The sequence below is a fragment of the Bradyrhizobium sp. KBS0727 genome, from assembly GCF_005937885.2.
Classification (GTDB): domain Bacteria; phylum Pseudomonadota; class Alphaproteobacteria; order Rhizobiales; family Xanthobacteraceae; genus Bradyrhizobium.
On record NZ_CP042176.1, the window covers coordinates 3,828,195 to 3,841,515 of the forward strand.

Below are 13,321 nucleotides of genomic sequence, written 5' to 3' on the forward strand. Positions count from 1 at the left end.
TATGGGGATGAGAGCGACGCAAATCCAAAAAGCGGGTGCGCTGGAACTTAGGCCGGCAATAAGGATCCAAACACCGAAGCCGGCGATTAAGGCTGAGATCGCATAGGCGGCAGCTTTGTCCATGTTCGATCCAGCGAAACTGAGATCGATTGCCACTGCAACTACTTGCTACGGGCCAAAACGTTCCAATCTCGCCGCGATCGGCAAACGCCTGCACGAGCTCTAGGGATGTATTGAAGACGCATCTCCTGCTTCTCCCTTCGCAGGCCGCTCGACGGCCGGACGAGCGCCCGGTCGCAGGCGCTCACGAATAGCCTGGAACATGACGTAGAGGGGCGGGATCGCGAAGATGCCGACAAAGGACGCCAGGATCATTCCGCCGAACACGGGCGTGCCGACGCCTTGCCGCGCCAGCTCCGAAGCGCCCTTGGCAACGACCAGCGGATAGAGGCCGAGAATGAAGGCGAACGACGTCATCATCACCGGGCGGAAGCGCAGGCGTGCGCCTTCGGTCGCGGCCTCGAGCAGCGGGATACCCTGTTCGCGCTTCTCCTTGGCAAACTCGACGATCAGGATGCCGTTCTTGGCGGCGAGGCCGATCAGCACGACCATACCGATCTGGGCGTAGAGATCGAGCGTCAGCCCGGACAACACGATCGCACCAAACGATCCGAGAATGCCGATCGCGACCGACAGCAACACCGGAACGGGAATGGTCCAACTTTCATACAGCGCCACCAGGAAAAGGTAGGCGAACAGGACCGCGAAGCCGAGGATGATCGCCGTCTTGCCTTCGGCGCGCTTTTCCTGGAACGCCGTATCGGTCCATTCACCCTTGAACCCCTGCGGCAGCGTCTTGGCCGCGACTTCCTCCATGGCGGCGAGCGCCTGGCCGGACGACACGCCAGCCGCCGGGCCGCCCTGGATCGTGACCGCACGCAGGTTGTTGTAGCGGATCAGGGCCGGGGGGCCGACCACGATGCGGACTTCCGCGAGGCTTCGGATCGGAATCATCTTCCCCTCTGCGTTGCGCACGTTGATCCGAAAGATGTCGTCGATACTCGACCTGTCGGCCGCTTCGGCCTGGACCTGCACCTGCCAGGTGCGGCCGAACATGTTCATGTTGTTGACGAAGTATCCGCCGAGCGAGGCCTGCAGAGCCTGGAACATGTCCTTGAGCTGAACACCGAGGATTTGAACCTTGTCGCGGTCGATATCGAGGTAGATCGAGGGATTGCTCGCCGAGAACGTGCTGAACACCCGTTGTAGCCTCGGATCCTGGTTGGCCGCTACAGTGAGGCCTCGGACAGCCTGTGCGAGCTCCTTGGGGTCGCCGCCGCGCAGATCCTCCAGCACATAGCTGAAGCCGCCGCCGGTGCCGAGACCAACGATCGGTGGAGGCGCCAATGGTACGACCGTGCCGCCCTGGATCTGACGGAATTTCGGGCCGAGCCTTGCGATGACGTCCTTCGCGCCCATGCCCTTGGCCTTGCGCTCTTCAAATGGTTTGAAGGTCACGATCATGAAGCCGGCATTGGGCTGCGAGTAGCTGTCGATGAAGTTCAATCCGATGATCGAGGTGTATTCATCGACCGCAGGATCTTCCTTGACGATGGCCTCGGCCGCACGCATCACCTCGGAGGTACGAGCCACCGACGCCCCGCCGGGCAGCTGCGCGACGACAAAAATGGCGCCCTGATCGTCTTCGGGGAGAAAGCCGGTCGGCGTGACCGTTGCCAGTCCAACGACGCCGGCGCCGGCGACAACCACCATCGCAATGCCGATCACGGAAAAACGGACGATCCGTCCAATGACCGAGCCATAGCCATTGGCCACCCGGTCAATCGACCGCATGATGGTCCCGATGATCCCGCGCCTCGGACCATGATGGGGGCGCAGCAGGACGCCGCAGAGGGCCGGGGAAAGCGTCAGCGCGTTGATGGCCGAAAGCAGCATCGCCACCGAAACGGTGACCGCAAACTGTCGAAACAGCTCGCCGGAAATGCCGGGAATGAATGCGATCGGCACGAAGACCGACAGCAGCACCAGCGTGATCGCAATGATCGGCGCGGTGATCTCAGCCATCGCGCGCTTGGTGGCTTCCGCCGGCGTCAACTCGGGGTGTTCCTCCATGACCCGCTCGACGTTTTCGACGACAACGATGGCATCGTCGACGACGATGCCGATCGCCAGCACGATTGCCAGCAGCGAGACGGTGTTGGCGGAATACCCGACCGCCTTGAGCGCGATGAATGCGCCGATCAGGCTGACTGGGACCGCAAGCGTCGGGATCAGGGTGGCGCGAACGCTGCCGAGAAACAGGAACACGACGATGACGACAAGGACAAACGCCTCGATCAGGGTCTTCTGCACCTCGTGCATGGTGTCGGTGACGAACACCGTTGGGTCGTAGGTGATCTTCCAGGCCAGATCGTCCGGGAAGCGGGTTTGCAGTTCGGCCAGCTTGGCGCGGATGGCGGTGACGGTGGCGATGGCATTGCCGCCCGGCGATTGGTAGATCACCAGCGCGGCGGCATCCTGCCCGTTGAACCGCGTCTCGCGGTCGACGTTGGCGGCGCCGAGTTCCACGCTGGCGACGTCGCGCAGCCGCAGCAGCGATCCGTCCGGATTGGTCCGAATGACGATGTTCTCGAATTCCGCAACGGAGGTCAGCCGGCCCTTGGTCTGGATGTTGAGCTGTAGCTGCTGATCGTCGGAAATTGGCCGCGCGCCGACGCGCCCCACCGCGGCCTGGATGTTCTGCGACTGGATCGCGTTGATGATGTCGCCGGTGGTCAGGTTGAGGCCGGTCAGCCGATCGGTCCTTACCCACGCCCGCATCGCGTAGTCCTGGGCGGCGAACAGGGAGGCGTCGCCGACACCAGGTGTGCTCTTGATCGAATCGAGCATGTTGATGGTGATATAGTTCGACAGGAACAACGGATCGTGGGTGTGCTTTGGCGAGTAAAGCGCGATGGTCGCGAGGATCGCGGTCGATTTTTTCTTGACCACGATACCCTGGCGCTGAACTTCCGATGGCAACGACGACAGCGCGGTCTGCACGCGGTTGTTGACGTTGACCGTATTGATATCCGGATCGGTGCCGAGTTCAAACGAGGCGGTCAGCGTGTAACTGCCGTCATCGCCGCTCGTGCTCTTCATGTACATCATCTTGTCGACGCCGACGGCCTGCGCCTCGATCGGCTGGGCGACGGTGGCGTCGACGACGGCGGAGTTCGCGCCGGGATAGAAGGTGGTAACCGAAACCTGCGGCGGCACGATATCCGGATATTGCGCGACCGGCATCGCCAGGAATGCGAGGGCGCCGGCAATGGTCGTGACGATGGCGATGACGATCGCTAGCCGCGGACGGTCGACGAAAATGGCTGACAACATGGCTTCAGCTCCTGCCGGGAGCTGGCGGCAGCGGCGTTGGGCGAACCGGTGCACCTGGCCGCAGGCTCTGGGTGCCTTCGACGATCACCAGTTCGCCGCCGTTCAATCCCTGGTCGATGATGACGCCGCCGCCGCTCTCGCCGGCCGGCTTGACCCTTCGGATCGCGGCCTTGCCGTCGCTGGCGACGAAGACGTAGACGCCCTCCTGATCGGCGATCAGCGCGGCCTGCGGGATCACGATCTTCTCTTCCGGCTTGCCGGCTTCGAGGCCAACCCGCACCAGTTGACCGTCGATCAGGACAAAGTCCGGATTCGGAAAGCTGGCGCGGACCGAGACCGTATCGGTGGAACGATCGACGCTGACATCGACGAAATTGATCTGGCCGGTTTGCTGGTACGAACTGCCATCGGCGAAGCGGAGCCCTACCTTGATGCCGGTGATATCGACCTTCTGTCGGGCCTGCTGCGCGCGCAGGAATTCGCGCTGGCTGACCGGGAACGAAACGTACATCGGAGCCTGGCTGACGATCACGGTGAGGGCGCCGCTGTCCGGGCCGACGACATTGCCCTTGGTGATGTTGGTCTTGCCGACCTTGCCGGCGACGGGTGCAGTGATCGAGGTGTAGCCGAGATTGATCTTGGCGGTCTGCAGGTTGGCCTCGTCGATCATGATCTGGCCTTTGGCGGATTCGTCGGCGGCAAGCGCCTGGTCCCGTGCGACCGCGGTGCCGGCGCTCTTCGCCAGCAAATCCTCGGCCCGCTGCAGCTGGACTTCCGTCAACGTCTTGTTGGACTTGCTGCGCTCCAGCGCGCCCTCCGCCTGGCCGACCGCCGCCTCGAACAGACCCTTTTCGATACTGTAGAGCGGCGCGCCTTCCTTGATGAGATCGCCTTCTTTGAAGCGGACATCTTCCAGGTAACCCGTGACGCGCGCCCTGATCTCGACCCGGTTGACGGCCTGGACGCGTCCGACAAAGTCGAGCGCCTGGGTCACCGGCTTCTTTTCTGCGGTGACGACGCCCACGGGGACCGCCGGCGGCTCCTGTTTGGTTTGCGCGCCCGCAGGCAGACAGAACCCGCATAGAATCAGGACGGTGCAGGTGACGACGCGCATCGCTGTATCCTTGTGTTCGGGAAACCCCGGTTTGTTCGGGAAACCAAAGAGAGTGACGGAAACGACAGCAATACTGACATAATTGCGTAGCGAACCAAAGTCAGTATTTCATCGCGCGCAACACACGACCAGCACTGATTTTCTTGATGCAATTTTCAACGCGGAGCGGAGACGTCGCGGCGCAATCTCGCGGCGCGATTCGCCCGAGGTTTTGCAAGAACCATTCGCCCAGAAATCAGAGGGCGCAGGGAAAGCCGGGTACACGCTGTACCCGCGGTCTCGCGTGCAAGATGCACAAGCAAAAACGCACACGAGCATACAGGTTCAGCGGAGGCACTCCGACTTTCCCTGCGCAATGGTTTGACGGCTTATGCCGTGCTCGCCCCGGCGACGAATTCGTTTTTGTCACCGTCGCTGGCGAATTAGCGATCCATCAAAGCCCGGTCGGGCCGACTTCGCCTCCGCCAGCTTGACATCAGCAACGGATGCCAGGCCCACACGGTTTTGCCGTACGCAGCAGCCCCGTCTTCGCCTAAAGGCTTCGCCGGGCACGCCCGACTCAAACCGCAAGCTTCAACTGGGCGTTGGCGCCGTTCGTCTGCATGAGGGGTATCGCTCACAGGCAAAGCCCGCCCTGCAATCCCCGTTCACGCCGACACCGCCGCGTCCACCGCACCCCGCCCCGCGTTTCTGACGATCCGGATACGCCCCTTGTGTGGGACGGGATGGCGGAGTTCTAGGCGTGATTTGGGGGAATCGCGAAGCGGAATATTTTTGCGCGAAGGACTCGACCGAGACCATGCGTGATTTGCCCGTCGGGTAGCACAAGCGGTTGTGGATGGTGGGCCGTAACGGGAGAGAGCAATCCGATTGCGGGAAGGGATTGTCCGGCAGACACTTTTGATTTTGCCAAAATCACGGACGTGAAGTCCACGAAAAGGAGTTTTGTGGCTTGGCAGCAGGGAGGCGATCATTTGGTGTTTCCCGGCGTTAGAACGAATCGCGTCCAACTCTGTCGGCGTACAGGCGGGCATTAGCAGTTCGAGCAATCAGTCCATCACTTATGTCGGCCTCAGAGATATCGCCTGTGCGGGCGGCGGCACGTTCACGGCGACCAACTCGCAAAACCTTGGCAATAACAGCGGCATCACAATTACTGGCCCGGCTGGCGGCGGCGGTTCATCTGGCATCATCGGCTCGTAGTGGGTCAAAAGACGCCATACTAGGATGAGAAATTGCTGGTCGCGTAATTCTAGAAACGCGGGTCGTGGGTTTCGAGGGCGGCTCGTCGCACCTTGGCCTTGCTTGGCTCTTCGGCTAGTCGGCGCCCTGCCTGCGCTTCAATCTTAAGGGCATCGGCCTGCGCGCGGTAGGCAGCCGAGATCAGTTCGTTTCTGGTACTTCATGGCCGTTTACCAACCACAGCCCTTGGGCGGGGCGAATCTCAAACCGTCATTCTCGTCCCACAATAGGCCAAGCGGGCTGGGCACGATACCATTCACCAAATTCGTCGTGTGACTGATCTTTCTCTAGAGTGCGCGCACCCGTTGCCGTTAGCCTGGCTTGCCGCGCGAAGGCATCCATGCGGAGAGGACATAAAAACAGATCGCCAAGATCAGCAGGTGGCGGAAGCCAAGGACAGTCGAGAATGATTCGGCCAGACCCCCGATCACCGATCCCGCGATATTGGATCCAAAAGCCTGATCGGGATTGGCTTCGTTGCGGAAGGAGCGGGCGAAGATCACGCCGGCGAAGAACATCGGTCCAAGCGCCAGCACACAAGGCAAGACGTAACGCCAGGCTATTCCCCCGCTCAGGAAAGCATCGAATGGCACCAGCACCGAGGCCGACAGCATGACCAACAGCCCGGCGTAATGTAGTCCTAGCCGGAGCGATGGTACTTTGATCACATACAGATTGGCGGCGAGGATCAACACCAGTGCGGTGAAGAAAACCGCTGAATTGACGATCCAGGTGCTGCCGAACAGCAGGGCCATTTGCACAACCGCTTTGGTTTCGAGCAACATGAACGCTGCTCCAAGGAAGAACATCCGGTTGTTCGGCCGCCAGCGACCCTTTGGCTTAAAAAGGAAGACCATGCCGATCCCGAGGGCGCCAAGCAGGATTATCGAGCGGATCGTTAAATCGGGGATCAACTTTCCGCTCAGATACAGAAAGGGCCAGTCATCGGTGGTCGATTGTTTGGACGCGTCGTTGTCATAGACTAGTCTTGCCGGCGCAATCGCCGCCCAGTCATCGTGCTGGACGGCTGCCGACCAAAGCGGCGTGTCGAACCCATTTATCGACAGATTTTCGGGCGGCTGGCTATTCAGCCAGAACTTGCCATGCTGCTGAAAGGCCGCGGGGATACGCGGATTACAGCCGGCAATGATGGTCGAGAACCCGGCCTGTTCTGATGATTTTATCGTTTCGGCGTAAGGCAGAGGGAGCACAATCGGATCGCAACCGAACACCTCCTTCGCCATCGCGGCGACGCGTTGGACGATCCATCCCTGACGGTAGAAATTGTACATCACGAAAGTGCCGTTAGCTTTCAACACGCGCCGGACGTCCGCAAAGGCCTGTTCGGTGAACAGGTAGCTTTCGAGACGGATGTTGGCATAGCCGCTGTGCAGGATCAGGGAATCGACGAGGGCGTACACGACCAAATCGTATTTCCGCTCGGTCGTGCGCAGGAAGTGACGCCCATCATCGAGATGGCGGACCACCCTTTTGTCCTGATAGGGCCGGTCAGGGTGACAACAGATGCCAATTTCCTGGATCACCGGATCAATCTCGACCGCATCGACGCGGTTCACGCCAAAGCGCAGCGCATGCGTGATGTCGTTGCCGGATCCGGCGCCGATGATCATGACGTCCTGGAATGGCGGGCCGCCGCTTTGCCGTTGCAGCAAATGAATTAGTGAATAGTTGGAGCCGCCACTCTCGAAAGGCACCATCATTTGATGGCCGATATTGTTGACGGTGATCTCGCCGTTCGCCTTGTTTCGGTCGACAGCATAATAGGGAGACCAGCGCGTTTCGTGAACGTTCGAACGCTCTGCGGGTATCGCGGGAAATATCACGATGGCCGCGAGCGCGAGAAGTCGCGGGGGCGACAAGGCCTTGTCTTGATGGAGAAGGTAGACAATTCCAACGCAGCCTATCAGGAACCAAATCGTTGGCGGCGCTTGCGTAAACGAAAGCGCTGAGAATCCTACAATCCCCGCCAGGCTTCCGGCAATGTTCAACGAATAGGCGATGACGCGATTGGGATGAGCGTCGAAGGCCCGACCAAGCACTTGGCCGAGCCCGACGAACATCAACGCGATCAGGACGAAAAACAGCGCGGCAATCAATTCAATCGGCACCACGAATTGAGCCAGATCCGGGTTGCGGTACTCGGTGCCGAAAAAAACCTCCTGCGGCAATGCCTGATGTCCCACGTCGACTGCGAGCCCGCCCCAGTGGGAATATAACGTCATGATCACGCGCGCCGCGGTGAAGGTTCCGAGGGCCAGCAGCGGAAACCAGGCAAGCCAGTTCCAGCGCTGCCGCGCGGCCAGGCAACCGCAGGACATACCCAGAAAGCAGGCGATCAGAACGATATTGGTAAAGAACGTAAGGAAAACGACGGTGGCCGAGAACCAACGTATGCACGCCAATTCGAGGAACAGGATCAAAAAGCCGATTGCAAAAAGATTCACGCTGTTTCGCCGCTCGTCGAACCAATCAACGATGCCTGCAATGAACATGATTCCCGTTTCCCGAAGCTCAAATGAATATTTGAACTTCTTAACCAGTGATCCTCAACGATTCGGACGTAGTTGACCATCGCCCAGGCGCCTTTGACCCTCTGATTTTTACACAACGCTTTGGATTTTAACGATTTCGCAATCTGCCTTGGCGCAATCCCCAGCTGATGGAGCGGGGCCATGGAGATCGAACGCTTACCGCTCGGCCAATCGCAGGCCGACAAACACCGGGCCGCCGAACTGAAATGGAGAGGCAAGCCGTCCGGAATCCGCCCTAGATCGCGATTCAATTTATGGAGAAGCTGAGGGCTGGGAGCACAGTGCGCAAGCTGATGGCCGTTAGCGGGAATTGCTACCTCGATGGTTGGGCATTAGCCAGATTACTGAGACCTCGCTCCGGATCGAGAGCCTTCGCTTTTGCCATTCCCTCTGCCGTATTTTGTAGAGGCGATTCTATCGGTTGAACTTCTCGAACTGAGGAATTCTTGACTTGTCTATTTTCGCAGCCTGTTAGCAACAAAATACTCAAAACCGTCGTTCGTAGAATTCGCATTGTCTTTTTCTCTATGGTTCCCGATCGAGGCTGCAACACATGCACGTCGATGTCGCCGAGGACTTTCAGAGAAGTGCGATTTATCGTCCAGATTTGCTTGAGGTGCGCCTTAAGCGCAGGGTCGCTGCAAGACTTCAGAGCGTTACGTCGTAAAGTCGTTTCAGGCGCTCGGTGATGATGTCCAGAAAATCCTGCAATTCGGTTTTATTGGGGACGGGGCCAGCTTCGGCGCCAAATGACAGCCACGCATTCCACGGGTTCGATCCGTAAACCGTGACTTTCAATCCGCGGCTCGGGCAGCCTTCGACCTCTCTCAAGTCAGCAGCGATCATGGCTGCCAGCTCATCGGCAGTTTTCCTTTCTTTGGCCGACGTCATGGGAGGAAAAAAAGCACGGTCGGGCGCCGTCGGGATGGGCGGCGGCTGTGTAGGTTCCGGCGCTTCGCTTGCCGGGCTGGCCTTGGTAGCTGGGTTCAACTCCACCGGGTAGCGTTCCTTGTTGCGAAGAACAAAGCCGCCATGCGGAATATAATCGCCTGACGGCTTTGTCAGTGTGGGCTCGGACCCTTGGGGGAAATTGTCCGATGTTTAAGAGTAACGCTTACGAATGAGTTGACAACAAAACTCCGGTATTAAGCTTGATGGAGACTCCACAGGTTAATTCTGGAACCGACTCCGCGGTCTCCGGATTGTTCGCCCGGGACTGGGTCACCAACTCTCAGCAGGAGGCTCCTAATGAATATGTTCGTCTCGTCCGCGGCGGTTGCCGCTGCGCCAGCTGTTGCCATGAACTCGGCCGCCCATGAGCCGCCCTCGGTCGATCACAAAGCCATCCTGGCTCGCGTCGAGCAAATCGTCGATCTGCTCCGCACGCGATATATCTGCGAGGGGTGGAAGATGGATGAGGGCAGTGCGGCGCGCGCTTTGGATTATTTCAAGCGGCACGTCTATGGGCCTGCCTTCAAGGATGAAGATGAGGACACGGCTGCATACTATCAGGCGTTAGAATTCTTCAGTTCGCACGGTCAGAGCCTTGACTGGATCCATGGCGGCAATCCCGGGGGGATGATTTGCACGCTTGCGCACCATTCGAAGCGCGCAAACGAAGCCGGAGACGCTCAACTGAGTGCGCTGGAGGAGGAGATCTTCGAGCTCAATGAATTGTACCATGAGCATGACGAGGAAATATGTCGGCTCCAAGCCGCCTGGGTGGGCGAACTTCATCGGCTCGAGGATCTTCGGTGGACCGGAGGCGTCTACTCAACCGCAAAGGAAAACTGGGAAACCGTTAAAGCTATGCCAGAAGCCAAGGAGCAGTCCCGCCTTGTCGCACTCACTGAACGGCATGGGCAGAAGATGGATGCGCTGATCAAGCAGATGTGGACGACACCCGCGAGTACGCCGGAGGGGCGGCGCTCGAAGCTGTTAGTCCTGCTCGTTTGCGTCATGGGAGACAAATGGACTGTGGTCGATGAAGACGCGGACTGGGAGATTGAGCTGGCCCGAAAGCTGATGATCGAGTTTGTGGGCGGTGAGCCGGCGAGGGAGCTACTGGGCCAATTTGCCTGAACACCCGGGCAATCGTGAGGGCCGCCCGCCGGTTCACGCCCGGCGGGCCAACACGACGAGCGCGGCGATACAAAACAGAATTATCAGCAGTGCACCTATACCAAGCGGGCCTTCGGCCGCGAGCCTTGCAAGTAGTCTCCGAGCTTGATGGCGATCGTGTTGGGTCCGGTGAACATGGTGGCCTCCGATTCTTCGAGGCTTCCCATTCGTGGCAGATCGAAAAAATCGGCAACGCACCGGATGAAGTGTAAGTGTACGCTGAAACGCGCGTAGAACTGCGCTAATTTAGCATTATATAGCAATATCAATATGTTATGATGTATATGGCGGAAGGGGTGTCCTGTCAACCACATTGATTTTGCTTGTTTTTCCGAGGTCAAAATAGCCAAACCCACGGTCTCGCCTACGGCATTGACAGTCACGCAGGTCGCCGAAATCAGAATAGTTAAACCGAACCCGGCGGTCGGACGCCGGACATGCATTTCCGCTCTGCCCAAGCAACTCAGACATCAACTTGTTCCGCAATCGCCAGCGCATCATCAACCTCGATGCCGAGATACCGAACCGTACTTTCGATCTTAGTATGTCCGAGCAACAGTTGGACGGCCCTTAGGTTGCCTGTCCGGCGATAGATCAAGGTAGCTTTTGTGCGGCGCAATGAATGCGTCCCAAACAGTCTCGGGTCCAGTCCGACGCTGCCGATCCACTCCGAGACGAGGCGGGCGTATTGGCGGGTTGTCAAACTGCGCTCAGGACCGCGACGGCCGGTCGCCAGGCCGTTTACCTGTGGCCTGTAGATAGTCATCGACCGCGCGGCGGGTCTGTTCGCTCAATTCAAATCTGACAGGCCGCCCGGTTTTCTTTTGCCGGACAGTTGCGCGATCGGCCGTATGTCCGCCTGCGGCGATATCCTCGACTCGGATTGCGACGACATCACAGCCACGAAGAAGCTTACTGTCGATTGCCAGATTGAACATTGCCAGATCCCGAACGCGGCCATCGATCTGGAGCTTTGTCCGGATCGACCAGACGTGTTTGGGTCGCAGCGGCGGCTTTGCCCCGGTCAGCTTTCCCTTGTTCCACGGCACTCGCTTGGGCGAGGGGGCAGCTTTCACTTGATCCTGCATGGCCATACTCCTCGGCTCGGTTACAGAGGCGAGAAGCGTGTGCCACCGGATTAGGCATTGGTTATCAGTTCGGTTTTCGGACTAACCGGTCGGGCGGAAAACGCCCTTTGGCGTTTGACCTTCTGACCATGTCCGCTCCTGAGGGGATTTTGTTGCAAAAGTCGAAAATCGAATGACCGCAAAAATCTCGCAAAAGCTGATCTTTGGACTTCTCTGCTGCTGCATCGTTCTTCAGCGCCACTACTGAGACCCGTGATCGATTCTGGATGAAGCGATATGGTCCCTCACGCCGCGGCGGGTAAAACGCCTCAGTGGCTCTAAGAATTTTTGTTCGCCACCCCAAAAAGACTTTTGCAACAATATCGGCACTTTTCGGACATGGTGCGATGTCCGAGTTGAGTCTGCTTTCGGGGGTAATGCGGAAGTTGGATTTCGAGCCCACCAAGGGCAGCTTATGGCGCGAAACGGTCATTCGTGCTCCCTGAATCCATCGCAAGCCCATGGTATCTTTGAGAACTACCAAATTAACACTCAGTAGCGAGTGATGAACGGCTTGAGTTGGTGTGGCGGGAGAGTAGGTGCTCGCAGGGCGAATTGCGGTAAACGGAATCTCACGAGATGGTCATTGCGGTAGCGAGCCTCGTTCAGCTCCCTCAGTTGCGACTCTGGCGTCGGAGTAGAAGCAGGAGATAATCGTGGTTACTCGGCATGCGACAAAACGCCAGCGGCACTTGATATGTCTTAGTGCGGTACGCGCCATAATCAAGATATCGCTTACAGCTGTGTTGATGTGTTGCACCGGCACAATGGCGACCGAAGCGGCTGACCTATATCGAGCGCAGGCAATCGTCACGGGCCAAGGCGAGGCAAACCGCATCATCGGCTTCGCCTCTTGTTTGGAGGACGTTCTCATAAAAGTATCCGGTGCGCAGAAGCTTGCGGGCGACCGTCGATTGGCAGCATACAAACCGAAGGCGAAAGGTTTCGTCAGGGCATTTAGCTATCACGACCAAATGTCGGGCACTCCAACTCGCGACGAGCAGGGCACCCGCGATCGACCATACGATCTGATCGTCGACTTTGATGAAAAGAAAATCGACGACGTTCTCAAGGCACTTGGCCTCAAGCCGTGGCTTTCACGCCGTCCGGTCCTTGGGGTCTTTGTCGAGATGCAACAAGACCTGAAAAAGTACATGGTCACAGCTGATGCAGACCAGTCCGAATTACAACGTGAATCACTGCTCGCAGCAGCCGGCAAGCGGGGGATGACTATTGCGTTGCCCGGCGTGGCAGCATTGGCGAAATTGAGCATCAATGGCGTGGGGCTCAGGACGATGACTTCCTCGACATTGGCTTCGGTCGCGGCCCAGCAGGGTGGGGAAATCGCTCTGGTCGGGCGATTGGTCTGGGTCGATCGGGAGCTCGGATGGGCCACGCAGTGGCAGATGGACTGGCAGAGCCGGACACACCGATGGCAGGTTCGCGGAGTCACGTTTGATGAAGCTTTCCGACGCGGCATCGGCGGCGCTGCTCAGATTTTATCAAACAACGGCGATCCGGCATAGCCGGGCAGAACGCGACGTTGATAGAATTAGACCGTCATGAAGGCTGTCGAACGACCGCTCCTGGCGCAAAGCGGCCGTTCGACAAAGTTCCGACGTCAGCAAACCCGAAATCAGCCAAGGCTAAGCGCGTCGTGCGCTTTTCCGAGCCGAGCCTTTGATGGACGCTGCAAGGCCGGCTACCAGTCATCGTCGTAGATCCACTCTCCTCGGAATCGAGGCGGCGCTCTTGCGTGCGGCGACTGA

The 13,321-nt window shown here is 58.7% G+C and carries 9 protein-coding genes and 1 pseudogene; 3 read left to right on the forward strand and 7 right to left on the reverse strand.

Annotation, left to right across the window (positions count from 1 at the left end; genetic code table 11):
• Positions 1-222: 222 nt before the first annotated feature.
• Positions 223-3,396, reverse strand: a complete 3,174-nt coding sequence (locus FFI89_RS17705; protein ID WP_138838721.1) for an efflux RND transporter permease subunit — start codon at positions 3,394-3,396, stop codon at positions 223-225.
• Between the two features lie 4 nt (positions 3,397-3,400).
• Positions 3,401-4,510 carry an efflux RND transporter periplasmic adaptor subunit gene (locus FFI89_RS17710; RefSeq protein ID WP_138838724.1) on the reverse strand — a complete coding sequence of 370 codons (1,110 nt, stop codon included), beginning with the start codon at positions 4,508-4,510 and terminating at the stop codon, positions 3,401-3,403.
• 945 nt (positions 4,511-5,455) lie between these two features.
• Here FFI89_RS17710 and FFI89_RS17715 point away from each other — a divergent pair.
• A complete protein-coding gene (locus FFI89_RS17715; protein WP_138838726.1) occupies positions 5,456-5,713 on the forward strand; it encodes a hypothetical protein in 258 nt (85 codons plus the stop codon).
• A 350-nt stretch (positions 5,714-6,063) separates the two neighbouring features.
• Here the strand turns inward: FFI89_RS17715 and FFI89_RS17720 are convergent, their stop codons facing one another.
• The gene (locus FFI89_RS17720) at positions 6,064-8,265 is read right to left on the reverse strand and encodes a hypothetical protein (protein ID WP_138838728.1); all 2,202 of its coding nucleotides are present in this window, start codon (positions 8,263-8,265) and stop codon (positions 6,064-6,066) included.
• Positions 8,266-8,952: 687 nt separating this feature from the next.
• Entirely contained in the window at positions 8,953-9,300 is a 348-nt protein-coding gene (locus FFI89_RS17725) for a hypothetical protein (protein ID WP_138838730.1), read from the reverse strand.
• A 252-nt stretch (positions 9,301-9,552) separates the two neighbouring features.
• Here FFI89_RS17725 and FFI89_RS17730 point away from each other — a divergent pair, with 252 nt between their 5' ends.
• A complete protein-coding gene (locus FFI89_RS17730) occupies positions 9,553-10,386 on the forward strand; it encodes a hypothetical protein (protein WP_138838732.1) in 834 nt (277 codons plus the stop codon).
• A gap of 95 nt (positions 10,387-10,481) precedes the next feature.
• Here the strand turns inward: FFI89_RS17730 and FFI89_RS17735 are convergent, their stop codons facing one another.
• The 3 genes and pseudogenes from FFI89_RS17735 to FFI89_RS17745 all read right to left on the reverse strand — a co-directional run bounded on the left by FFI89_RS17735 (position 10,482) and on the right by FFI89_RS17745 (position 11,985).
• Positions 10,482-10,868, reverse strand: a complete 387-nt coding sequence (locus tag FFI89_RS17735; protein ID WP_138838735.1) for a hypothetical protein — start codon at positions 10,866-10,868, stop codon at positions 10,482-10,484.
• A 20-nt stretch (positions 10,869-10,888) separates the two neighbouring features.
• A pseudogene (locus tag FFI89_RS17740) lies at positions 10,889-11,519 on the reverse strand (tyrosine-type recombinase/integrase).
• 58 nt (positions 11,520-11,577) lie between these two features.
• Positions 11,578-11,985, reverse strand: a complete 408-nt coding sequence (locus FFI89_RS17745; RefSeq protein WP_138838737.1) for a hypothetical protein — start codon at positions 11,983-11,985, stop codon at positions 11,578-11,580.
• A gap of 334 nt (positions 11,986-12,319) precedes the next feature.
• Between FFI89_RS17745 and FFI89_RS17750 the strand changes: the two genes are divergently transcribed.
• On the forward strand, positions 12,320-13,078 hold the full coding sequence (locus FFI89_RS17750; protein ID WP_246669183.1) for a DUF2066 domain-containing protein: 759 nt from the start codon (positions 12,320-12,322) through the stop codon (positions 13,076-13,078).
• Positions 13,079-13,321: the final 243 nt, after the last annotated feature.

What these genes read in the sequence shown, in the direction of transcription:
- FFI89_RS17730 (WP_138838732.1), top strand. Translation starts at nt 9,553, where the DNA reads ATGAATATGTTCGTCTCGTCCGCGGCGGTTGCCGCTGCGCCAGCTGTT.
- FFI89_RS17720 (WP_138838728.1), bottom strand. Translation starts at nt 8,265, where the DNA reads ATGTTCATTGCAGGCATCGTTGATTGGTTCGACGAGCGGCGAAACAGC.
- FFI89_RS17705 (WP_138838721.1), bottom strand. Translation starts at nt 3,396, where the DNA reads ATGTTGTCAGCCATTTTCGTCGACCGTCCGCGGCTAGCGATCGTCATC.
- FFI89_RS17735 (WP_138838735.1), bottom strand. Translation starts at nt 10,868, where the DNA reads ATGCATGTCCGGCGTCCGACCGCCGGGTTCGGTTTAACTATTCTGATT.
- FFI89_RS17750 (WP_246669183.1), top strand. Translation starts at nt 12,320, where the DNA reads ATGGCGACCGAAGCGGCTGACCTATATCGAGCGCAGGCAATCGTCACG.
- FFI89_RS17710 (WP_138838724.1), bottom strand. Translation starts at nt 4,510, where the DNA reads ATGCGCGTCGTCACCTGCACCGTCCTGATTCTATGCGGGTTCTGTCTG.
- FFI89_RS17745 (WP_138838737.1), bottom strand. Translation starts at nt 11,985, where the DNA reads ATGACCGTTTCGCGCCATAAGCTGCCCTTGGTGGGCTCGAAATCCAAC.